Genomic DNA, 22,707 nt, shown 5'->3' on the forward strand with positions numbered 1-22,707 from the left:
CATCGTCTGCCGGATCCTTGGCCAAGCAGGTCAAGACGACAAGCACACAAGAATGATCACAGCGGTCAGCGCCGAGATTTCGGAGTCTGGGCCCCTTCTCAAGCGCCCGTCGGGCATCATCTTGTCGCTCAGACGTATCGGCGAATTGCCGATGGCCGCCGCAAAGCCCCTTCCCTAGGCTCTTTTTGAGAGCGCGCGTGCGAAGGATCTTGCTGTACTGATCTAGGCCATCTAGACTTTCGATCAGCTCGAGGCCAGCATATGAGAATTCAACGGGAAGATACACGTCATTGAACGCGCACGACATGTGCGGCGCAGGACACAGCCGCTCCCACCCACGCGCGTATGAAGGCGACGATATGCTAAGCGGCTCGCCCACCGACCCTGGCTTACGACTTTCGAAGCCATGCATTGGGAGCACAGGTAACATTCATCCCAAACGCGTCGGTGTAATAGGTATCGATTAAGAATCCTAATTGCTCGACTAGCTGCAACCCTTCCATAATCTCTTTGTCTGCCTTCATAGGGTTATCTTCAATCACGTAATAATCTCCTGGCACTAAGAAGCGGTTCAGATATGAAAACATCGCAAAGACTTCCACGTGTGCATCGTCGATCACAAGCCAAGGATGAGGTAGCGTCTTCAGCAGAGTTTCATTGAACGTGGTGACGTCTGAAAGGTCAACTTGATGAAAGGTAAGAAGTGGATGCTTTGCATCTTCGTGAATGCATTTGGTATGCAAATCAAAGGAATGAACTTCACCCGGCGTTTCACAAAGTGCCGTCATCTGATTAGCAAACCACAACGCGCTGCCACCTTGGAGAGTACCCAGTTCTAGAATCGCCCTGGGCTGAAGTTCCCACACAAGTCTTGTATACAGAGCCAGATCAAATGGGGTCTTGAGCTGTATTAACCCTTTGTATGTCAGAGCCAGAGCGCCAACTTTCGTGGAACGCTTGTCAAAAGTTTTGGGGTATATAGAAGACATCCATCCTCGTGCCGATGGCTTCGCGAAGCGGTCAGAACAGTCATCGTTCAAGACACAGTTAAATGCGATTTCCATATCGAGAGGTCCTCCTTGCCTCCCTTGATCCGGGTAATTCTTGCGGACGGTCTCCCAAAACGCCTTGTATCCGGAAGTGATTCTCATGGGTCTCTCTCCGTGCTGTGAAGCGTGTCGCCAGTTTGGCGGGGCATCTTTGCGTTCAGCAATCCGTGTGCCATTCGAAAGTTGGTATTCCTCCGGCGCGGGCGGCCTTGCGTAGTCTGAGAGCAGGCCGGAGAGTTTGGCCTAATGTCTAGGTTTAAGTTCATGTGGCGAATTCAGGTTAATGTGTTGGCCGCCGAGCGCCGGCGGCGATGGAGTTACGACGAGACGGTTTGCCTTGTGGAAGAGACGTTGTAGTCTGGCGAGACGGTCTGCGGCGTCGATGACACGGCAGCCGCTATGCCGTCGGCCAGCGCATCCGCAAGCGGATTGCGCGGGCATTCAGCTGGACCAAGGCCGCCGCCGAGCTAGAGAAGACCAGCTTCCGTGATGATCGCGTTCCATTTGGCGTTGCCATCAGTGGAAGGAGGCAATATCTGGAGTGGAAGGAGGCAATATTTGGCTCGGCAGTGCAACTGTATGGCGAGCTCCTTGGCTCAGTGCGGATGCTCTCCTGCGCAGCTTCCTGCAGTTTTGAGTCTGTAAAAGTCCCGCCATCGCTATTTGCCGCGTCACCCGCTCAGGTGAGATCAAGTTCGCTGGCAAGTCCGTAACCACGCGCAAGCGCGCGAAGTGTCTCCCAGGTCGCGTCCTCGATTTCGATCCCCTTTGCCGCTCGTTCTTGTTCGCGTATATGCCCGATTTCTCCGGGGTGGAATACACCGGATGAGCCCTCAGACGGTAAGGTCGATTTCAGGTATTGAGCGAACTCCGCGACATCTTTCTTGAATTGATCAACTGAGCGAAACGCTGCCACATTGAAGACCGCCATGAAGCAACCATTAGTGTAGTCGCCGCTTGGCTCGCCCCCGAAACCAGCGCCGGATAGAAGCCCGCATAGTACCTCCGCCATGGCGGCAAGCCCCGTGCCTTTGTAGCCCTCGCTGCCACCGAGCGGCAGCAGCGAACCGCCTTTGCGGTAGTCGCAGGGATCGGTGGTGGGCCGTCCCTGGGCATCGACGATCCAGCCCTCGGGGATTTCCTCTCCGCGAGCGATCGCCAGTTGGATCTTTCCGACGGCTACTGCCGAGGTCGCCATGTCGAGCAAAAACGGAGCGTCAAGAGCGGAAGGAACCGCAATCGAGATCGGATTCGTGCCGAGCCGCGCCTCGCGTCCGCCGAACGGTGCGACATACTTAGGTGAGCCGCCGGAATTAGCGGCTGCGAGCCCGATCATACCCGCACGTGCAGCCATCAAGGGGTAGGCGGCAAGTCGTCCGACATGGCTCTGCCGGAACACCGTGCAGGCCGCGACATTGGCGGTCTTTGCCTTCTCAATGGCCAACGCCATAGCTTTAGCGTTGACATGAAAGCCAAAGCCCCACTGTCCGTCGATGACGGCCGTAGTGGAGGATTCGTTTACTATGGTCCAGTTCGCGCCCGGAACGATCTTTCCCGTTTTGATCCAGTCAATATAAGTTGGGATGGCGATAACTCCATGGGAGTCATGGCCGGTCAGGTTGGCATTCACGCAGCCTGCGGCGACAGCTTGCGCCTCCTCCTCCGAGGCACCGGCAGCTTGCAGTAGTGTCGCGCAGATGTGGGTGAGACGATCCGCATTTACTAGTGAAAAGCGCCGCTCCTTTTGCAGCTGGCCGACTACTGGGTTCTCGGTTGCACACATGGAGACCTCCTCAATCCAGGCCCAACCTTTGAACGACCCTGGCTGATGCAGCACCCGATGCAAATTGCTTGCCGTTATCATCCGTCACGTTCACCAACTAGACCCAAACTAACTTGTAGGGAAGCGATTGTTCCACCAGAAGTTTCGGAGCCGGACTTGCATCGCAAAGTCAACACGCGCGTTTCAGATGACGAAGATCTAGATAAGCCCGCGAAGATCTGTAAAGCGGACCGGCAACCTACCGCTCTGCACCAGGAGCCGATTTAGTTGATGTCTATTTTTTGGCAGCGGTGGATGGAGTGCATACAAGGATCGACCAGCGGCCAACCAAGACCGGTCCGCGGGCACGTTTTGGAGCCGGCTCATGAATCGACTCCTTCTTCTCTGTTCGGGACTTGACAATGGCCGTGACGATACTGGCCGACTTCGGTGTAGCAGTATCTCGATGTTGCAAGGCTTTGACCTGCCACCGAACTGTCATCCGGCCGCGGTTAGAGCCTCGGGTTTTTGTACGCCAAGTGGCGCGGTTGTAGCAACGGACGAGCGGCGGAGCTGGTCGGGGTTGCGTAGCCGGTCGTCCGTTGCGGTGAGGTGGGCGGCATAAGTCGCGGGGGTCATGTATTTCAGCGACGAGTGAGGCCGCTGAAGATTGTAGTCGGCAACCCAATTGACGATCGTCGTCGAGATCGAAGAAGAGAGTCTCGTTGAGCAGCTCGTCACGCATCCGGCCGTTGAAACTCTCAACGAAGCCGTTCCGCATCGGCTTTCCCGGTGCAATGAAGTGCCAGTCGATGGCTGCGTCCCTGCACCAGGCGGGCATGGCATTGCAGGTGAACTCGGTGCCGTGGTCGGACACGATTATTCCTGGCTTGCCGCGTCGTTCGACGACGGCTGTCAGTTCGCGAGCGACGCGTCGTCCTGAGATCGACGTATCCCGAATGGCGCTCAGACATTCCTTGGTGACGTCGTCGACGATGTCGAGGATGCGGAAGCGCCGACCGTTGGAGAATTGGTCGTGGACGAAATCCAGCGACCAGCACCCGTTGGGCGTCGCCTCGACTAGGATCGGGGCACGGGTCCCCACGGCCTTGCGGCGAGCCCGCCGCTTGCGGACGGTGAGCCCTTCTTCCCGATAGAGCCGATAGATCCGGTTGATCCCTGATGGCTCGGCCTCCCGCCGCAGCAGCACGAACAGCCGGCGGTAGCCGAAACGCCGGCGCTCGTTGGCAAGGTCACGCAGCCGGCCACGGAGAGTCGCGTCCGGAGGACGGCTGGAGCGGTAGCGGATCATCTTCCGATCCGCATCCACGATCGAGCAGGCCCGCCCCGACAGGCTCATAACGGCCTGCAGATGCGCGACCACAGCGCGCTTCGCGGCGGACGCTACCATTGAAAGGAGTTCGCGAGTGCGGCTGCACCGAGCATCTGCTCGGCTAGAAGCTTCTTCAGCTTCGCGTTCTCGTCCTCCAGCGCCCTCAGCCGCTTCGCCTCTGAAACGTCCGTGCCGCCGAATGTGGCCTTCCAATTGTAGATCGTTGCTTCCGAGACCCCGTGCTTGCGAGCCAGGTCGGCCGTCTTTGCTCCAGTCCCATGCTCCTTCAACACTGCGATAATCTGCTCTTCCGTGAACCTTGCTCGCTTCATCTGTCCGTCCTTCTTGGGGCCGGACTCTAACTCCATCTGGAGGAAATACGCAGGGGCAGGTCACTGCATGCCCGCCATCGAGTTTGCCTCCACTACGACGACTCCAGAGGACAACCCGAAAGCCGCACAGCGGATGCGCAGCGAGTGCAACGGCGTACTTCAGGAGGCCGTGGCCAGCCAGATCAAGCTCGTAGATTCCATGGTCGCGTTTTCGAAAGCCAAAGCCGATAAACAACATGCCGAGGCGAGCTCAGAAATCCGCGCCGTCATGATCGTGGCGCTGGGAACGAGCATTGCTGCAATCGGCCTTGTGCCTGGAATCGGCGTCTTCGGCATTGCGCGGCCGATGAGGGCGCCTTGGTCGATCGGCTCCAGCGGATGGCCCGCGGAGAGAATGTCGAGATGAACGCGCTCGGCAGGAAGGACGAGATCGGGGATACAGCGCGTGCGGTCGATGCGGTCAAGCTGATGCTCGCGGAAAAGGCAAAAGAAGGGGCCGAAGCCAAATCGAAGAGAGATCTTTTGGCTGCACAAGAGCGCAAGGACGAGAAGCGAAGGCTCGCCGATGGTTTCCAGGCGGCAGTCGGCGAGATCGTGGAGACGGTATCGTCTGCTTCGACCGAGCTTAAGGCTTCTGCAGCCACCTTGACGTCAGCTGCACAGCACGCAAGGACCGTCACTTCTGCCTCTGAGGAAGCCTCGACGAATGTCAGCTCCGTTGCATCCGCAACCGAGGAGCTTGCAGCGTCCGTGAACGAGATCAGCCGGCAGGTTCAAGATTCCGCACGGATGGCACTCGAGGCGGTTGGCCAGGCGCGATCGACCACCGATCGGGTCAGCGAGCTGTCCACGGCGGCCGCGCGCATAGGCGACGTGGTCGAGCTCATCAACACGATTGCAGGGCAGACCAATTTGCTGGCGCTGAAAGCCACCATCGAAGCGGCGCGCGCCGGCGAAGCTGGACGCGGCTTTGCCGTCGTCGCCTCGGAGGTGAAGGCCCTTGCTGAACAGACCGCAAAAGCGACCGGGGAGATCGGCCAGCAGATTACCGGCATTCAGTCTGCAACAGACGTGTCGGTAAACGCCATCAGGGAAATTAGCGGCAAAAAGCTTTCGGAGATATCCTTCGCCCATCGCATCCGCCGTGGAGGAGCAAGGAGCCGCTACTCAAGAGATCTCACGCAACGTCCAGCAGGCGGCGCGCGGGACGAGCCAGGTCTCCACTAGCATCACGGACGTCCAGCACGGGGCGGCAGAGACAGGCTCTGCCTCCGCCCAGGTTTTGTCTGCAGCCAAATCGCTGTCCGCTGACAGCAGCCGCCTGAAGCTTGAGGTCGAGAGATTTCTGAATACGGTTCGCGCCGCCGAGCGCGCATTCACAAAATATCACTGCGTGAAACTATCGACGCCGGCTGACGGGCGATAACTAAGTCGGGTCCGGCGAGCCTTTTTGCGGCGCGCCGCGCTCTGCCCGCCCCTGCAGTTCGCGTTCGGCCTGATGCCAGAATTCGAGTTCGCGTCCCTCCGGCCGGCCGGCTCGGTCCCAGAGCTCGTAAGGCCTTGTTCCTGATCTGCTCTTCAGTCGGGAATGTCATGGCGAGCTCTGCGGGGCACGGTCCCGCAGTTAGGGCTTTTGGGGTATGCGGCAGTGTCAGAGCACCCAAGGCGTGGCAAAATCTCGCCCCCGTCCTGCACGCCCCTAAATTTAGCTTTCACGACCGTATCATGCGCCCAGATCTGGGGGCGCGGGGCCGTTGCCGGTGTCTTGGAGACCGCCGGTCCATTCGGGTTGAAGCTATAGGCGCCGGCGGCGCGCCCACTTGCTCGTTGGCAGGCGCCCTCGCCTTCGCAGCTACGTTCGCGCCGAGACTGGATTCGTTGATGTTGATACGCTCCTCGGCACGAACCGGCCTTGCTTCCATCACCTCAAGGATGGTGCGGCCCTTGTCAGTGATGCGCCAGCCTCCGTTGATCCGTCCAATGAGCTTCTGCGAGAAGATGTCGAGGTTGGGCACACGAGCGGCCAATCTCCTGGTGCGCTCGGCCCAGTCCCGACCGCTCGTCGCCAGAATGGCCATATCGCGCCTAAGCTCAGCCATTGGCGCGAACCCGTCCGGGTAGCTCACCAGGATCTTCAGGACTGTAACCTGTAAATTCACCTCAGCGACAAATCATCTTCTACGTCTCTCGCCACATCGTCGGTGCTTTTGAAAGCGCTTCCTGACCTATCTGTTTGAGCCGATCGGGGTTCGTCTCACCTTTGGTAGCCGCGTCCAGAATTCTGGAAGCGACGTAGGTGCGGATGCCGGTGTCATATGGAGAGACGCTCTCGCAGACCTCATCTAGGATGCTCCGCAAAAGCGCGGTGGTGGCACCGTCCAGCATCTGAAGATCTCCCCCAATTCAATTGAGGAAGATAATGGGCATTTGCCGGACCAGGATTCAAGTCTGTCAAGTCGCACGAGATGGCCGACGCATGCTCACCGTGGCAAAGTCACCAACGTCTCTTTCTGCGAGTTTTTACGCGGCGAACCATGAATTGCCCTTGGCTCAAGCCTTGGCCGGGTGGCGACAACCTCGCCGGAACTGAGCGCCTGGTGCGACGCCCTGAAGTCCGCGGACATGACGGCCAAGCTGGGAAATGCGCTCGGCAATCGTATCAGCTGGACTGGCCGCGTCGCAAACGCATCTGTCGCAATCCGACTTGGCCGGCCGGCTGGGCCAGGGCAATGATCGAACCACGCCAGTTCCTGGCCGAGCCTTATCAGGCTCAGTTGCAGCCGGACGATTTGCTGCATTTCGCGCCTGCTGTGTCGAATCAGAGATCCGACATACTTGCCCATACGGAGCCGATAGAATTGGCTTGCCATGCCCTGCTCCAATGTCGCTTCACAAAACGTCCTGCAGATTCCAGTTCGTGAAACAGGCCTCGCGCTTATGCTCCATTCTAGCGGGGATGATGCTATAAACTACTGCATAGAGCGCGTCTTGCCGCTGGAAACTTGCGCTCGAGCGCAATTTTGGGATGAATTCCAGCAAAGAATGGCCCGCGCGCTGACCGCAATACGTCAGTCGTTCAGTTTTCAAAACTCCTCGGCGGCAGCGCCGCGCTCGGATCTAAGCTATTTGTCCGGCCTGTGCCGCAACGCGGTCCTGGCTCTGGAGTGCCCAGCCGGGATCGAGGATCAGCATGGCGGCCTCCCAGAAGAGGCTTGCTGGACGGCATTGACCTGCCGGCCTAGGCCGTCTGGATTCGAGCCAGGAACTCGTTCAGTTCGTGCTTCAACCGGGAGCTTTCCTCAGAGAGCAATTCGGCCGACGTCAGCACCTGCATCGAAGCCTCCCCGGTTTCCTTGGCGCCATTACTGACTTCGCCGGCGCTCGCCGCCACCAAGCTCGTCCTCGCCGCTGCTTCCTGCACATTAAGTGCGATGTTCTGGCTCGTTGTCTCCTGCTTTCCGATGGTATCGACCACAGTGCTCGCAATCGCCGCGACGCGTCCTATGATGACGCCAATTTCGGAAATAGCCCCGACATGCTCACTCGTGGCGGCCTGTATCCCGCCAATATGCTGGCTGATCTCAACAGTCGCCTGAGCGGTTTGCGTCGCGAGCGACTTTACTTCCTGGGCGACGACCGCGAATCCCCTGCCGCGATCGCCAGCGCGCGCGGCTTCAATCGTAGCGTTCAGCGCGAGCAGATTGGTCTGGTGCGCTATCGTGGCGATCAGCTGAACCACGCTGCCTATCCGCTCCGCTGCGATCGCCAGATCGGAAATGCGCTGATCGCTCAGTTCTGCCTTGCGAACAGCCTGCTGCGCCATCTTCGCCACCTGTTCGATCTGTCGACCGACATTGGCGATAGTTTCGGCCATTTCGTCCGTCGCCGCCGCGAGGCGCTGAACGTTGGCTGACACTTGCCCCGATGATGAGGCAACCTCTACGGAGAGTTGACGCCCGTGATCTGCCGTGCCGGTAAGACTGCGCGCGGAGGCTTCGAGTTCTGATGACGCGGACGAGACAGTCTCGATGACTTTGCCCACGGCGCTTTCGAATTCACCGGCGAGCCGGGCGATGTCGGCCTTGCGCAGCTCGGCGGCGGCACGATCCTGTGCTGCCTTTGCATCGAGCTCGGCCACCGCCTTCTCGTGTGCTTTCCGCTTGAACATTTCGACCGCTTCGGCCATTTCGCCAAGTTCATCTTGTCGGCCAAGTCCCGGCAACACAACATCGAAACGCCCCGCGCCGAGTTGGCGCATGGCCATTGCCATCGAAGCGACTGTATTGGCGATGCGCCGGCCGAACAGCAGTGCGATCAGACCGACAAGGATCGTCGAAAGATCGATCACCCAGATGAGTGTCAGCCGAATTTCTTCAGCGCGAATTTCAGCAGCCTGCGAGCGCTCCTCCGCAGCAGCCATGATCTTCACGAGCGCCGGGCGGACGCGGTCGTAGATCTGTCCGAGATCGTCTACCTGATCGCTTAGTGCCTGCTGCGTGACCATGAACGAAACAAAGCTCGACTTGTATGCTCGGATCAGTTCGAGGATCTCGGATGTCACTTCGGTCGACTGGTCGCCATGAGCGAGCGCAGCTTCGAATTCCGCCTCCCGATCCATCAGCTGGTCGCCATATCTCTCTTCGCCGCGCAAGATGAAATCCTTCTCGTGCCGGCGCATCATCAGCATCAAGATCATCAGGCGTGGCTGATTCAGCTCCGTGAGCCTCTGCTCGACGCTGTGAACGGCCTTGCGAAGCTTGCCCTGGAATCCGTCGTCTTCATCAAAGCCGAGGTTGCGCTGGGCCGCGATCACGTTTTGAAACCGCGTTGCATAGAGATTGATATCCGGGCGCAGGGCGATCGTCTGCTTCAGCGGGTCATCGTCGGACAACGCCGCTGCAAATTGTTCGACACTGGTCAGATCTGCGAGTTGCCGCTCATGGTTCTCCGCCTGGCTCTTGATCGATACTTCACTGGGTTTGCGCAGGAATTCGCTCGCGATCTGTCGCGATTGCAGGAAACCTTGTGACAGTGATGCGACGCGGGCTCTGAACTCGTTGCTGTCATTCGACTCACTCTGAATAAGGCTCGCATAATTGAGGGCGGCAGCGCAGATCGTGCCCGTGACAAGCACTCCCGAAATGCCAAGCAGTGCCATCTGGCTGCGCAATCCGATGCGGAGCCCCCTCAATCGCCCGCCGCTCTTCGTCGCAACTTCGCTCATGTTTACCTCTTGAATGGATTTCACGGCCCGGTGCAGTGAATGCGGCTTCGACTGGTGTTTTTTCGATGTTGTGCTGAAGTAGAATTGACCTAGTTCATTCGGTCGCTGACGACCGGCTCATTAGGTCAGATTGATTTCGAAATCCTGAATTCGTAGTGTCGACATCGGCGATTGCAGTCACCGACCCGCACTCTGCGAGCAGTCGATCATTCGCGCACAAAAGCTGCAGAGTATTCGCAACAATCGCAGCCAAGCAGCGCATGAAATCGATTAGGTGATCTTTTGCTCCTGCGATTGCAGAAGAAAGATAGACGCGACTCGCAAACGTGAAGTTATTGCAAGTTTGGAGCTCCCGGTGAGTGATCGATCCGCTCATCTCGATGCTCTCCCTCCAGTGGCCCCTTGGGGCGTTTCGTCCCTGATTTGGCCGCGCGTAGACTTCGCGCGGCCTTTTTTCTGCATCCAGCAATGGGTGCCGATCGATATGCGGGACTCAGCTATTTTGAGCGCGAAAGAACAGCATGAAGCGAGTGGGAGTGGATTGATGACGCAGATCAAGACTGCGCCGCAGGACGATTTGAACGTGAAGACGGTAGCAGAACGGCGTGCAGGCAACAGAAACGGCCGTCCCTGGACCGCAGTTGAGAGACACAAGCTGCGAGGATTGATCGAGCGAGGCCTTCCGGCAAGCACCATCGCGCGCACTCTCAGGCGGCCGCTGGCTTCGATTACGGATATGGCCACCAGTCTGGGTTTGCTCTTCAACAGCGAATAGGGTCTTCAACCGAACGCGGGGCAATCGCGAAAGGCAGGTGAAACCGATCAACACCTGTCCGCGATCGATTGCGTGAATATGCGCCGCTCAAGCTGAAACCTGCACCTTGGCAGGAAAAACTACAGCGCTTCCTGCCCAGGAACTCTCCGAAATCAGGACACACCATCCAATGCGCTATCGCGCGCCACGGCTGACGCTCAAATTCTGACATCTCATCCAGGACGGAATCGGATCGAGTGGCGTGCGATACAGATCAATGTTTTCCACGCTGATGACCCGAACCGCGCAGCCGCCGGCCTTGAGCTCCGGACGCACAATGGACAACTCGACCGCAAGCTGGTCAGCCAGATCGGCAGCGAGTTCGAGATTTTCGAGGATAAGACCGCCCTGGCTCTTGTACTCCTCGCCAATCACAAGATCAAAAGAGTAGTACGGCATCCGAAAGTCTCCCGTTTTATCGTTCGGACCTTCGGGCGCACTTCGCCACCCGGCAGAAGCGATCAATAATCCGGTTGCCAGGACGGACAGAGGATCGCCGGGCGTCACGTCATCGGCCATACGGCTTCTCCATCTCTTGGAAAATCTGCATCAACCTGACGGGGCACAAACTTTTTCGGCGACCCTGAACGTAAAACAGGGATGAACCTTCATCGGAATTCACAATTCCACATGTACGAACCGGCTCGCCGCCGAGGCCGTGAGAGAAATGGCCTCGGCCCAGGCTTCTGAATCCATGCTGTCGGTAGAAGCCTTCAGCAGTGATTGTCGCCCCGAGCTTTAGTGGCCCATCATGGCCCAGCCGTGCATGCCTGATTCCAATCTTGACCAGGCGCCCCCCGAGCCCGGCATCGCCGCAGGAAGGTTCGCCCTGGTCACGAGAGTCACCCTGCTGAATTGGGCACCGAAAGCATTACGTTGTCGATCAGCCGAGTTGAGCCAACATAGGCGGCGGCGCAAAGTGCCGCACTGCGCCGCAGAGGAGTTTCGGCAGGCCTGAGCGTATCAGCTTCAACAAGCTCAAGGTACTGCACCTGATCGATGTCCGCCAGATGCATCCTTGCAACCGCAACCAATTTTTCCACATTGCGCTCTCCCAGGTCAAACGCGGCCGCGGCCGCGAACAGGCCACGGCTGATCGCGAGGGCAGACCGACGTTCTGCCCCGGAAAGATACCTATTGCGGCTGCTCATTGCGAGACCGTCAGGCTCCCGAACGGTAGGGACGGCGACGATCTCGACGGGAAGATTGAGATCGTTCGTCATGCGACGGATGACCGCGCATTGCTGAAAATCTTTCTGTCCAAAGAATGCGACATCCGGCTGCACCATGTTGAACAGCTTGCAGACGACGGTCGCGACACCACGAAAATGTCCCGGCCTGAATGCTCCACACAATGGATTTGAGAGCTCGCCCGTTTCGACGAAGGTCTCGAATTGAGCTGGATAGATCTCGTGCGCCTCCGGCGCGAAGACGATCGCAACCCCGGCATCGCGGCAGAGTTTTTCATCGCGCAGGAAGTCGCGCGGATAGGTACTGAGATCCTCATTCGGTCCGAACTGAGTGGGATTGACGAAGATGCTGAGAACGGTGATGTCGCACAGTGCCCGGCTCGCCCCGACGAGCGCGAGGTGGCCGTCGTGCAGGTAACCCATCGTTGGAACAAATCCGACACGCCTGCCAGCTTTGCGGGCCTCTGCCAGGACACGGCGCAGTCCGGAGACCGTCGTTATTATTTGCATATCATCCCTTGCATCAGGTTGAGCTGGGCGGCGTCCAGTTTGCGATCGTGTCGCGAAGGTCATCAGGAAGCCGATAGGACTCCTGAGGCGTCGGGAACGCGGCCTGACGGACATCGGCTGCCCAGTGTGATAGCGCCTGCTGCAGAAGCTCAAAGCCATTTGCATAGGCGCGAACGAACTTTGGCCGATGACCTTGGATCAGGCCCAGAACGTCATGGAGTACGAGCACCTGGCCCGAGCAATCCGGGCCCGCTCCGATCCCGATGGTCGGTATCGTCAAGGTTTCGGTCGCGCGCGCGGCGAGTTCGGCCGGAATGCCTTCCAGCACCAGAGCGAAGCAGCCTGCTTCCTGCAGATGGTGAGCGTCATCGAGCAGGCGCAAGGCGTCGTCGGTTGTTCTTCCCTGGACCTTGAACCCGCCCATGACATTGACGCTCTGGGGGGTGAGACCGAGATGGCCCATGACAGGAATTTCGCAATCGACGAGGGCACGCACCGTCTCGGCACGTCTGCTACCGCCCTCGAGTTTCACGGCATCGGCGCCACGCTGCAAAAGACCTCCGGCGTTCCGTATCGTGTGCTCGGGACTGAGGTGAAAACTGAGAAAGGGCATGTCGGCCACGAGCAAGGCACGAGGCTTTGTGCGCGCAACCGCCTCCACGTGATGGTTCATCATCGCCATGCTGACCGGCAGCGTGTCATCGAAGCCGAGACAGACATTGCCAACGCTATCCCCGACGAGAATGATATCGACGACCGGATCAGCGATACGTGCCGTAACTGCGTCGTAGGCTGTGGTCATGGCGATGCGACGCCCCTTCTCCTTCCATTGCCGCAGGACTGGAATCGTGATGCGTTCAACAGGCGTCTCTGAACTGTGGCTCATCCTCAGATCCCTTGCGTCCCTCATTCCCGCAGCGAGCGCTTCCTAGGCAAGTCGAGAGAACACTGTCAATGGCGGGGGAGAAGAAGAATGCTCCTCTCCAGAATCGGAGAACGGCGCACATAACTCTCCAATGGTCGCGCAATCATCGGTCGGGAGTTTCTCACTCGCCCGCTCGTCAACCGAACCGGCTTGATCCGGGTTGACGCACACCAGCCAGGAGCGCACCGCTTTGCCAGATCAGTCGAAAGAGCGGCGATTACGTTCCGCGGCCGCGCAGCGAACGTGATGAGAAAACTCTTTCGCAAAGTGGCGATATGGTTCATCTGCCCGACTCAAGCGAAACTCGCGATTGATACGGCACCTTCAGGAGCAGCAGAACATAGCGCGCACCGGACCGGTGTCGATCGGAATGGCATCAGCCTCCTCAAGCCATATAACCTCGTCCCGTAGCTGGCCTCCCTGCATTCACAAGCCGATTCCGATGCGACATGCCGTACCGTTAAGGTCATCGGCAATGTCATCCCATAGGATTTTCAAGCAACGCGGGCCAGCGATCAACGACCAAGCCCTGCCGAATGCCGGCTCGGGGGCCGCCCTGGCGCCAGCTGCGATCGGAGGCCCGCCCCTGCCTCGCTCTGCGCTGCAAGCAGTGGACGGCCGGGTCTGCAGGCGATGGGCTGCCAGGGCGTGGCAGATGCGCAGCGCGCTGTCGGCAGCGAAGCAGAAAAAGGATCAGGATGCCGCCCTTTCGCGCAGGCCCATCGCGACGGCGTTGAGGATCTGCTCACGAAGGCTCCTGTTTCGATGCGGGCTGATCGAGGGTGGCAAACGTGATCAAGGCCAGCAAGGACCAGAAGAAGCAGAAGGCTGCCGCCACCTCATAGGGCGCGATCGAGCCGACGGCGCCGGATGACGGCTTGGCCGCAGCGCGCTTCTTCATCCTGTAAGCATTGAAGTCGATGATTGTTGCCGAGTTTTCTGCCACTTGATTCGTCCATGCACTTTTGAAAACGACACGCCTGATTCGAGGATTGCTGCAGAACTATTCCGCCGACGCCCTCCTGCCGAGATCAGGGTTCGGCTGCAGCGAGTTGGATGCCGCGTATCAAGCTGTTCGCAACCAGCGAAGCCATTTGTGGTCGGCCTCCCGCCGCGCCCTGAAGCGGTCGACGCATTTCCTGGAGCAAAGCGCTGTTTGCCAGCAGTAGTAGCGGATAAGACCAAACCTTCCGCCGCACATCGCGCAGCACCTTGCTGAACCGTTGTGGGAAGCATGATAGTCGTTGCGCATTCTCGCCTCCTGTCCGGCGTTACGTGGATCTCCCATGCACTTTCCATTTCCGCAGCACCACGCTCGCACGTCGAAGTGCAGCGTCGCCTATTCCAATTCTCACGGCATGTACGGCGTGCGGCGCCAGAGTGTGACTCTGATGTGCGCCTCCTTCGCGAAGCGGCGCACTTTGTTCAAGCACCTTCGCCGGGATTTCCTACTGTAAGTGAGAGTTTGATCTTAATTGATGCAATCAGAAGCGCCCAAACGATTAAATCCTGCGTGTTTCGCCGATCTTCGACGGACTTCAACGGACCAGCCGACGGCCATCGTTTAGCAGCCCTCGCCTGTTCTCCTGCAGCCCATATTGTCGTTATGCTACGCGTTGAGGTGTGCAGCTGTCTCCGATCGCCAGGGAGGGACGCCGCAGCCGATCGTGCCTCGTGAGGAGCACCTTCAGGTCATGCCGGCGCACCTGCATGGGAGCGCGAGTAGCATATCCAGCTGTGAGCGTAATCAGGAGCGTGCAGCGCCCGGTATGTCAGCGATACTGACTCGGATCGGATCCTGCCGAGCTACACAAATCGCATCCTCAAGCGAGCGCATCAGCGGCATCGCTGATCGCGGCATAGATTTCATCAAGATCTTCTGCCGTGACACAATAAGGCGGCATCACATAGATCGTGTTGCCGAGCGGCCGCAGCAGTAGATCTCGGTCCCGAAACAACTCCTGAAGCTTCGGACCTATATCCGCGAGATAGCCGGCGTCGCTCGCTTTCAGATCGAGCGCTGTGATGGTTCCGGTCCGACGGACGTTTGTAAAGCGCGGATCGGTGCGGAATGGCTCGATTCCATGTTCCTGCATCGTGGCGACAGACGCCAGGCGCTGGTGAGCTTCCCGAGTCTGCCATAGGTCCAGGTTAGCCACTGCGGCCGCGCAGGCCACTGGATTGGCGGTATATGAACTCGAATGAAAGAAGGTACGCGTACGATCTTTCGAATAGTGCGCGTCGAAAATATCCGCCCGGCAGAGTGTCACCGCGAGCGGAAGCGCCCCTCCGGTCAGGCCTTTCGAATAGCAGGCGATATCGGGCGCGACGTCGGCTTGCTCGCAGGCGAATAATGTTCCAGTGCGACCCCAGCCCGTCATGACCTCGTCGGCAATGAACAGGACGTCAGAGGTCTCGCAGATCCGCTTCATCTCCTTGAGCATCCAGGCTGGATACATCAGCATTCCGCCCGCGCCCAATATCAGTGGCTCCACAATAAAGGCGGCGGGACTTTCGTTTCGACATGCAAATTCGAGCGCGTCGAGCGTTGTCTGCTCATGACCTCTTGCTGGAAACGGGATCGAGGTAACCTCGAACAGCAGGGGCCCGTACGCGGCGTTGAAAACGCCACGGGCACCAACCGACATCGCCCCTATCGTATCGCCGTGGTAGGAATTTTGCATCACGACGATGCGCGTTCGCTTCTTGCCGATGTTATGCCAGTAGCCAAGCGCCATTTTTAGCGCGACTTCGACGCTGGTCGAGCCGCTGTCAGAGAAGAAGACGTGGTCAAGTCCACGGGGCGCCAGTTTCAGGAGCAGCTCCGCGACCTTTTCGGCAGGATCGTGGGTGTAGCCAGCGAAGATCACCTGGTTGAGCTTGGCGGCCTGTTCTTGGATTGCGCTGACAATCCGGGGATGGCAATGGCCGTGGGTTACGACCCACCAGGACGAGATTGCATCTATGACGCGGCGACCGTCCGTGGTGTGGAGATAAGCACCACTCCCACGTACGACCTCGATCATCTCGTCCTGAAGCGCATGTTGCGTGAATGGATGCCAGATCGCCGTTCTCTTAATTGGGATCACAGATTCAGGAAATCATTGCGGACAAACGACACTTTGAAGATGGGGTGCAGCGTCTCTGGCGTGAGGGGGCAGAGCCAGGGCAATCGCCCTAACCAGCGCACTCGCCCGACGTCACAGATTGCGGCTTCAGTCTCGGGATTTCGTTCACCGATAAAGGCAACCCCAAGAATACTAATGTGGCGCTTGCGCAGAGCCTCTATCGAAAGCAGCGAGTGATTGATGGTACCCAGTGCCGTCCTCGCGCATAGCACGACGGGAAGCTGCCATCGCTCGAAGATCTCAATGAGAAGCGCGCCGCGAGTCAGGGGCACCATCAACCCGCCCGCGCCCTCGATCACGAGCGGCCGCTCCCCGCTATCCGGCAGACGAATCGAATCCACGTCAATACGCGTTTCGTCAAGTTCCGCGGCGTGGTGTGGCGACACTGGTGTTCGCAGACGGTATAGCTCCGGCACCACCCGATCGCTCGAAAGACCGCCCAGCCGTGCGACAAGCTGGGTGTCGGTCTCTCCTTCAAGACCGGCCTGAATCGGTTTCCAGTAGTTCGCCCCGAGGAGATGAGTAAGGCCTGCGGAAAAGACCGTCTTACCGATCCCGGTATCGGTACCGGTTACCACGATCCGCCGGCTCATCGGAGCCAGCCCTTCGTCTCCTCAGCCAGCGCATCGAGCATTGCACGCACATCATCCTCCCCGACGTTGAGTGTCACTGAAATTCGTAAACGGGCCGTGCCCACCGGGACGGTTGGCGGCCGGATCCCCCGGATATCGAACCCGCGAGCCTGCAGTGCAGAAGCGAGCTGCATCGCGCGCGAATTATCGCCAACGATATAAGGCACGATCTGCGTCTGCGAAGGACTCCGGAGGCCGCGCAAACTGATCTCGCGATGCGTGAACTCGACCAGCCTGGCCAGGCGCTGCTGACGCTCGGGCTCTTCCTGCAGGATTGAAAGTGCCTCCCGCACGGCGACGGCCATCAATGGTGAGGGGGCGGTGGCGAAGATGAACGGCCGACAGCGATTGACCATGAAATCGCGCAGGGCGCCTGGAGCTGTGACAAGAGCGCCGACGGCCCCCAGCGCTTTGCCGCAGGTATGAACGACCAATAGATTTGCGCGTCTTTCATAGGGCGCGGTGAGCCCGCGTCCCTGCTCGCCGTGGACGCCTGTGGCATGAGCCTCATCGACCATCAGGAATGCATCGTATCGGTCCGCAATTGAGACGAGTTCTCCAAGCGGAGCGAAATCGCCGTCCATGCTGTATAGACTTTCGACCACGATCCAGACGCGCCCCACTCCGCCACTGGTCCGCCAGTCGCGGATCGTACTTTCGACCGACTGGGCATCGTTGTGCTCGCTTATCCGAACATCGGCCCGGCCGGCTCGCGCGCCCTCATGAATGCTTGCGTGCACGAGTGAATCGAGAACAAGGAGGTCGCCCTGCTGCGACAGCGTTGTCAGGACGGCGAAGTTTGCCACGTAACCGCTGCTGAAGAAAAGCGCTGTTTCCGATCTGAAGAATTGCGCGGCGTCTGCTTCGAGAAGTTCGTGCTCCTCGCAATTGCCGCGCAGAAGCCGAGACCCGCCAGCTCCGATCGGGGTGCCGGCATGGACGGCGTCCACGATAGCATTCTTCATGCGCGGTGCGCTCGCGAGCGCGAGATAATCGTTTGAAGTGAAGTCGAGCCCCGCGCGCGGCCTAAGGCCGCGCAGCCGGTGGTCATCCTTCAGGGCATGCAGGATTGCGACATAATTGCGAAATCTGGTCCCGTGCGTTGAATCCATTCGTCACTCTCAAGTAGCGGTCCAACTCGCAAGAGGTCTGGCGGAGCGAAGGTCTGGGCGTTAGCGACAGTCTTTTTCGGCTGTTAACTTCGCAAGATGCGACTCTCCGCGCGACCATGACAACGCCTGGTCTAGAGTGTACCCGTTGCCTTGCCGAAGTAGGCATAAGCACGTGGGCGTTGCGCGCTTCGGTTTCCATATTGTAGATCTTGACACGCTCATTGATCAGAAACTCTGCCGCATCGACCAGCGCACGATCAATCGAAATCGCGCTCATCGAGCAGATCGTGTCCGTCACTGGCACGCGATGAATTGTGCCCTTCATCAACGTAACTTGCATTCCTCACCTAAGCGGAGTTTTGCGCTAGAGTACGCCCGCTGCGCAGCTCCACTCAGGCAAGCCCCGACGTGATGCCAAGCCGGTCCAGCAAATTCGCGTCGCGGTCTCGCAACGGGTTTTTGGTGGTCAATAGCACATCGCCGATAAAGATCGAGCTTGCGCCGGCCAAAAAGCACAATGCCTGCAGCTCGTCTGTCATATATTGCCGTCCGGCCGACAATCGCAGCACGCTCTTCGGCATCATGATCCGGGCCGTCGCGACCAGGCGCACCAGGGCGATAGGATCCGGGCGCTCCGCGGTTTGACTGACAGGCACACCGTTGACCTCATTCCAGAGATTGATGGGCACGCTTTCCGGATGGCGGGGGAGATTGGCGAGAAGCACGAGCATCCCGAGGCGATCCTCGACGCTCTCGCCCATACCAATGATTCCACCGCAGCAGACCTTGATTCCGGCCTCGCGCACATGCGCGAGCGTGTCGATGCGATCCTGCAAGGTGCGCGTCGTGACGATTTTGCGATAGAATTCGGGCGAGGAGTCGACATTATGATTGTAGAAGTCGAGCCCGGCGTCCGCGAGCCGTGCGGCCTGCTTCGGTGTGAGCATGCCGAGCGTGACACAAGTCTCCATTCCAATTGCCTTAACCGCCGTGATCATGCTGCATATCTTATCGAGATCGCGGTCTTTTGGACTGCGCCAGGCCGCGGCCATGCAGAAGCGAGCCGCGCCGGCATGCTTGGCGCGCTGCGCGGCGGCCACTACATCGGCACAATCCATCAAACGAGTGGTCTTGAGGCCGGTGTCGTAATGCGCGCTTTGCGAGCAGTAGCCGCAGTCTTCGGGGCAGCCGCCAGTTTTGATGCTGAGCAGGCTTGCCATTTCGACGCGGTTTGGATCGAAGTTATCGCGATGAATGCTCTGCGCCTGAAATGTCAGGTCGGCGAATGGCAAGCCGTAGAGCGTCTCGGCATCGGCACGATTCCAGTCATTGCGAATTGGCGTCCTGCTCCCGCCCACTACCACACCAGCAGCCATAAGACTTGCTTCCACGCCCACGAGCCGATCGACAACTATCGTTCAATGAGGGCCCCGAGTGGCTTGTCGTGTCTGCCACCGCTCAGCTAGCGCTCACGAAAAAATGTACGGCCCCTTCGACACCCAAAAACCGCGAAAACCAGTCCCAGACTGAAGAAATCCTGCAACATTAGGGACCCCTTAGGATTTCGACGCCGAGCGCGAGCTGGCGGGTGTGTGATGGCCGAGGTCGGACGCGGCAGCGGTTTGCAGCAGGCGCGATCGCAAGGTACCTATGCGACCTCCTTTCTTTGCAGCACTGCCATCCATGATTCGCCACATCGTCATGTTCACTGCCAGGGATAAGGCCCATATTGATCAAATCATCGATGGGCTATCGCTTCTCACGACAATCCCGCATGCAAGGCGTCTCGAGGTTGCTCGCAATCGCAAGAGCGACCAGCTTGGCAATGATATTGACGTCGTTGTTTATGGAGAATTTGATAGCGAGGCGGAGCTCGCCGCATACAAGGCGCATGAGCTATATCAGGAATCGATCAGACGGGTACGACCACTTCGCGAGCTGCGGCTCGCGGCCGACTACCAGGTAGCGAGAGATGGTCGTCTCGATCAATCGAAGCGATAGGCCACGTTTCTCGCGCCCGGCATGCCCATTGGCGGAGGTTGACCGGAGTTTTGATTCTGGGAGCCCAGACGATCGCTGGTCTGGCCATCACATCCAGAGGGCATCTCATGGCGCGGCGGCCCCCCGGTGACTGAGATGCACGTCCGCGAACTGGAGTGGATTGAGCCCATCACAGCGATGCGACGTCTTGCGCATCGAGAGCATCTTACGTTTCTCGATAGCGCAGCACGGGATGAGTTGCTTGGACGCTACTCGTATCTGACCTGCGACCCGTTCAACACCTACATGGTGACGGACGGACAGGCGCGCTGCAATGGAGAGGCTTTCGAGGGTGATCCGTGGGCGGTTCTTCGCACCCTTCTCGCCGGGTATCCGCAAGAGCATCGTCCCGATCTCCCACCGTTTCAGGGGGGCGTAGCGGGGTTCCTGGCTTACGATCTAAATAAAACATTGGAGCGATTGCCGATGCCGGCAAATGCCGGTTCTGTTTTGCCCCAGTCCACCTTGCATTTTTATGACGTGGTCGTCAGCTTTGACCATCGCAACCAGAGATGCTGGATCGTGTCCACCGGATGGCCGGAGCAGGATACAGCTCGTCGGACCGAACGCGCACGCAGTCGAGCTGATGAGTTTGCAGCGATGCTTGCCCGCCCAAAGACGCCATCGAATGACGTCCCCGGCACAGCGGGCGCTTGGCATTCGAATTTCAGCCGTGAGGGCTACGTCACTGCGGCACAGCGCGTCATCGACTTGATTCTAGCTGGCGACGTTTTCCAAGCCAACATTGCGCAGCGCTTCAGCGCCCCGCTGTCCAGCTCATTTGATCCGCTTGCATTCTACTGCCGGCTGCGGTCATTGAACCCGGCCCCTTTTGCAGCCCTCCTGCGGTACGGCAAGCTGACCATTGCATCGAGCTCGCCAGAGCGATTCCTGAAGCTTGGCGGGCGAAAGGTCGAAACGCGGCCCATCAAGGGTACGATCGGGCGTTCGGCTGATTCCAGGGAGGACGAGCGTCGCGCGGAACTTCTCCTCGCGTCCGAAAAGGACCGTGCGGAGAACACAATGATCGTCGACCTCCTGCGCAACGATCTGTCGCGCGTGTGCACTCCGCACTCGATAGAGGTTCCAGCGCTGTGCAATCTCGAGTCCTACGCCTCAGTACACCACCTCGTTTCGGTCGTTACAGGTGAACTTACCCAAAACCAGGACGCAGTAACTTTGCTTCGAGCTTGCTTTCCAGGCGGCTCCATCACAGGTGCGCCCAAGGTGCGATCGATGGAGATTATCGCGGAAATCGAGCAAGTGGCACGAGGGGTCTATTGCGGGGCGATCGGCTTCATCAGCTTCAACGGGCACATGGACACGAATATTGCGATCCGCACTGCCACGATCGACGACAACCTGGCTGTGTTTCATGCGGGCAGCGGGATAACGGCGATGTCGGAACCAGAGGCCGAATACGAGGAGACGCTTGCCAAGGCGCAGCGACTCTTTGATGCGTTTCGGGCTGAAGAATCCGGTGCATCTTGATTGTCATCATCGACAATTACGACTCCTTCGTCTTCAATATCGCTCGTTATTTCCACAAGCTTGGCGAAGCAACGGAGGTGGTCCGCAATGACGCGATCAGTCTTAGCGATATTGTTGGCCTGAGACCCCGCGCAGTGGTCATTTCGCCCGGCCCCTGCACTCCGCTGGAGGCCGGAATATCTACGGCCGTCGTCCGCGACCTTTCGGGGCGCATCCCGATTCTCGGCATCTGCCTCGGGCATCAGTGTATCGGGAGTGTTTTCGGCGGACGCGTAGCACGCGCACGTCGTCCCATGCACGGTCGATCCTCATCGATAACGCATGATGGCAGAGGGCTATTCAAGGAAGTCCCGTCCCCACTTTGGGTCGGACGCTACCATTCCCTGGTAGTCGAACTCGACGAGTCATGCGCGCAGCATCTCACGGTGACAGCGCATTCGGACGAAGGCGATATCATGGGCCTCGCGCATCGCTACCACCGGACGTACGGTGTACAGTTTCACCCGGAATCGGTACTTACCGAACAAGGACAGCTGCTGCTTTCGAACTTCCTGCGGCTCGCAGTGGGTTGCTGAGCCTGAGGACCGGCTTAACTCACGGAACCGAATCTGCTGCCGATCTGGTGGATCATCAACAAACGGCTGGACGCCGTACCCGCGCAATTTGCGGCAGAACTCCTGGTGCCCGCTTCTGGTACTGGAGCAGTTTTGCAATACATGCGTGGCAGCGGGTCGCACGCTGAGGACTGCGAGGTTGCGTCAGTCCAGCTTGCAGGAACACCTTGTAACGCGCATCCATTCATATTCGAGAGCCACTCACCTCAGTATGAGATCATCACGGAAAGAGGCCTCTGGTGCGCTTGGCCGATTCGCGCTCCCACCACGTCGAAACACGAGCACCTGGCCCGAGCATTGGCTCCGGCCCAACGTGCGGCACGATCGGCATAGCGGTGCATGAAACGAACAGCACGTTCGGCGAATTGTTACGAGCAAACGTTGCCCGCCTCTCGGCCCGACGTGCCGTGATCGCTTCGTCTAGCCATTCAGAACGGTCACCGTCAGCAGAATCTTGTGAGGTGTTTCAGCCACGGTGGGACACTTGCATTCGGGATGAGGTAAGATTAGAACAAAGTGAGAACATGTCAAGTGGTCCTTAGCGCGGCTCG

19 protein-coding genes and 2 pseudogenes are annotated in these 22,707 nt (G+C 58.8%); 5 read left to right on the top strand and 16 right to left on the bottom strand.

The window, feature by feature from the left end; all coding sequences use genetic code 11:
• Window positions 1-389: 389 nt before the first annotated feature.
• From ML401_RS38075 to ML401_RS38085, 3 genes and pseudogenes are all read right to left on the bottom strand, one after another.
• A complete protein-coding gene (locus ML401_RS38075; RefSeq protein WP_285812958.1) occupies window positions 390-1,151 on the bottom strand; it encodes a CmcI family methyltransferase in 762 nt (253 codons plus the stop codon).
• 577 nt (window positions 1,152-1,728) lie between these two features.
• Window positions 1,729-2,832, bottom strand: a complete 1,104-nt coding sequence (locus ML401_RS38080) for an Ldh family oxidoreductase (protein WP_285812959.1) — start codon at window positions 2,830-2,832, stop codon at window positions 1,729-1,731.
• A 491-nt stretch (window positions 2,833-3,323) separates the two neighbouring features.
• Window positions 3,324-4,476 (bottom strand): annotated as a pseudogene (locus tag ML401_RS38085) (IS3 family transposase).
• A gap of 313 nt (window positions 4,477-4,789) precedes the next feature.
• On the opposite strand from ML401_RS38085, the pseudogene ML401_RS38090 reads away from it, so the two are divergent.
• Window positions 4,790-5,842 (top strand): annotated as a pseudogene (locus ML401_RS38090) (methyl-accepting chemotaxis protein); the annotation flags it as partial.
• 60 nt (window positions 5,843-5,902) lie between these two features.
• Here ML401_RS38090 and ML401_RS38095 read toward each other — a convergent pair.
• From ML401_RS38095 to ML401_RS38110, 4 genes are all read right to left on the bottom strand, one after another.
• Window positions 5,903-6,058, bottom strand: coding sequence for a DUF2934 domain-containing protein (locus ML401_RS38095; protein WP_285813399.1), 156 nt, complete (start codon window positions 6,056-6,058; stop codon window positions 5,903-5,905).
• Between the two features lie 130 nt (window positions 6,059-6,188).
• Complete coding sequence (locus ML401_RS38100; RefSeq protein WP_285812960.1) at window positions 6,189-6,635, bottom strand: hypothetical protein; 447 nt, start codon at window positions 6,633-6,635, stop codon at window positions 6,189-6,191.
• A 19-nt stretch (window positions 6,636-6,654) separates the two neighbouring features.
• Entirely contained in the window at window positions 6,655-6,861 is a 207-nt protein-coding gene (locus tag ML401_RS38105) for a hypothetical protein (RefSeq protein ID WP_285812961.1), read from the bottom strand.
• An 853-nt stretch (window positions 6,862-7,714) separates the two neighbouring features.
• A complete protein-coding gene (locus ML401_RS38110; protein WP_285812962.1) occupies window positions 7,715-9,700 on the bottom strand; it encodes a methyl-accepting chemotaxis protein in 1,986 nt (661 codons plus the stop codon).
• A 544-nt stretch (window positions 9,701-10,244) separates the two neighbouring features.
• Here ML401_RS38110 and ML401_RS38115 point away from each other — a divergent pair.
• Window positions 10,245-10,475, top strand: a complete 231-nt coding sequence (locus tag ML401_RS38115) for a hypothetical protein (protein ID WP_285812963.1) — start codon at window positions 10,245-10,247, stop codon at window positions 10,473-10,475.
• A gap of 174 nt (window positions 10,476-10,649) precedes the next feature.
• Here ML401_RS38115 and ML401_RS38120 read toward each other — a convergent pair whose 3' ends face one another.
• The 9 genes from ML401_RS38120 to bioB all read right to left on the bottom strand — a co-directional run bounded on the left by ML401_RS38120 (window position 10,650) and on the right by bioB (window position 19,387).
• The gene (locus ML401_RS38120; protein WP_285812964.1) at window positions 10,650-11,033 is read right to left on the bottom strand and encodes a hypothetical protein; all 384 of its coding nucleotides are present in this window, start codon (window positions 11,031-11,033) and stop codon (window positions 10,650-10,652) included.
• A gap of 323 nt (window positions 11,034-11,356) precedes the next feature.
• Entirely contained in the window at window positions 11,357-12,214 is an 858-nt protein-coding gene (panC, locus tag ML401_RS38125) for a pantoate--beta-alanine ligase (protein WP_285813400.1), read from the bottom strand.
• Window positions 12,215-12,227: 13 nt separating this feature from the next.
• Complete coding sequence (gene panB / locus ML401_RS38130) at window positions 12,228-13,100, bottom strand: 3-methyl-2-oxobutanoate hydroxymethyltransferase (RefSeq protein WP_285812965.1); 873 nt, start codon at window positions 13,098-13,100, stop codon at window positions 12,228-12,230.
• A 784-nt stretch (window positions 13,101-13,884) separates the two neighbouring features.
• Complete coding sequence (locus ML401_RS38135; protein WP_285812966.1) at window positions 13,885-14,085, bottom strand: hypothetical protein; 201 nt, start codon at window positions 14,083-14,085, stop codon at window positions 13,885-13,887.
• Between the two features lie 877 nt (window positions 14,086-14,962).
• Window positions 14,963-16,225, bottom strand: coding sequence for an adenosylmethionine--8-amino-7-oxononanoate transaminase (locus tag ML401_RS38140; protein ID WP_376717465.1), 1,263 nt, complete (start codon window positions 16,223-16,225; stop codon window positions 14,963-14,965).
• A complete protein-coding gene (bioD, locus tag ML401_RS38145; protein WP_285812968.1) occupies window positions 16,225-16,860 on the bottom strand; it encodes a dethiobiotin synthase in 636 nt (211 codons plus the stop codon). The genes ML401_RS38140 and bioD overlap by 1 nt, the downstream gene beginning before the upstream one ends.
• Entirely contained in the window at window positions 16,857-18,011 is a 1,155-nt protein-coding gene (locus tag ML401_RS38150; RefSeq protein WP_285812969.1) for an 8-amino-7-oxononanoate synthase, read from the bottom strand. The genes bioD and ML401_RS38150 overlap by 4 nt, the downstream gene beginning before the upstream one ends.
• Entirely contained in the window at window positions 17,947-18,351 is a 405-nt protein-coding gene (locus ML401_RS38155; RefSeq protein WP_376717425.1) for an aspartate 1-decarboxylase, read from the bottom strand. The genes ML401_RS38150 and ML401_RS38155 overlap by 65 nt, the downstream gene beginning before the upstream one ends.
• A gap of 52 nt (window positions 18,352-18,403) precedes the next feature.
• A complete protein-coding gene (bioB, locus tag ML401_RS38160) occupies window positions 18,404-19,387 on the bottom strand; it encodes a biotin synthase BioB (protein ID WP_285812970.1) in 984 nt (327 codons plus the stop codon).
• A gap of 307 nt (window positions 19,388-19,694) precedes the next feature.
• On the opposite strand from bioB, the gene ML401_RS38165 reads away from it, so the two are divergent.
• The 3 genes from ML401_RS38165 to ML401_RS38175 all read left to right on the top strand — a co-directional run bounded on the left by ML401_RS38165 (window position 19,695) and on the right by ML401_RS38175 (window position 22,117).
• Entirely contained in the window at window positions 19,695-20,012 is a 318-nt protein-coding gene (locus tag ML401_RS38165; protein WP_285812971.1) for a Dabb family protein, read from the top strand.
• 135 nt (window positions 20,013-20,147) lie between these two features.
• The gene (gene pabB, locus ML401_RS38170) at window positions 20,148-21,542 is read left to right on the top strand and encodes an aminodeoxychorismate synthase component I (RefSeq protein ID WP_285812972.1); all 1,395 of its coding nucleotides are present in this window, start codon (window positions 20,148-20,150) and stop codon (window positions 21,540-21,542) included.
• Window positions 21,539-22,117: an aminodeoxychorismate/anthranilate synthase component II gene (locus ML401_RS38175; protein WP_285812973.1), complete on the top strand. Its 579-nt coding sequence runs from the start codon at window positions 21,539-21,541 to the stop codon at window positions 22,115-22,117. The genes pabB and ML401_RS38175 overlap by 4 nt, the downstream gene beginning before the upstream one ends.
• Window positions 22,118-22,707: the final 590 nt, after the last annotated feature.

It is taken from the genome of Bradyrhizobium sp. 62B, from assembly GCF_030272265.2.
In the GTDB taxonomy this organism is placed as follows: domain Bacteria; phylum Pseudomonadota; class Alphaproteobacteria; order Rhizobiales; family Xanthobacteraceae; genus Bradyrhizobium.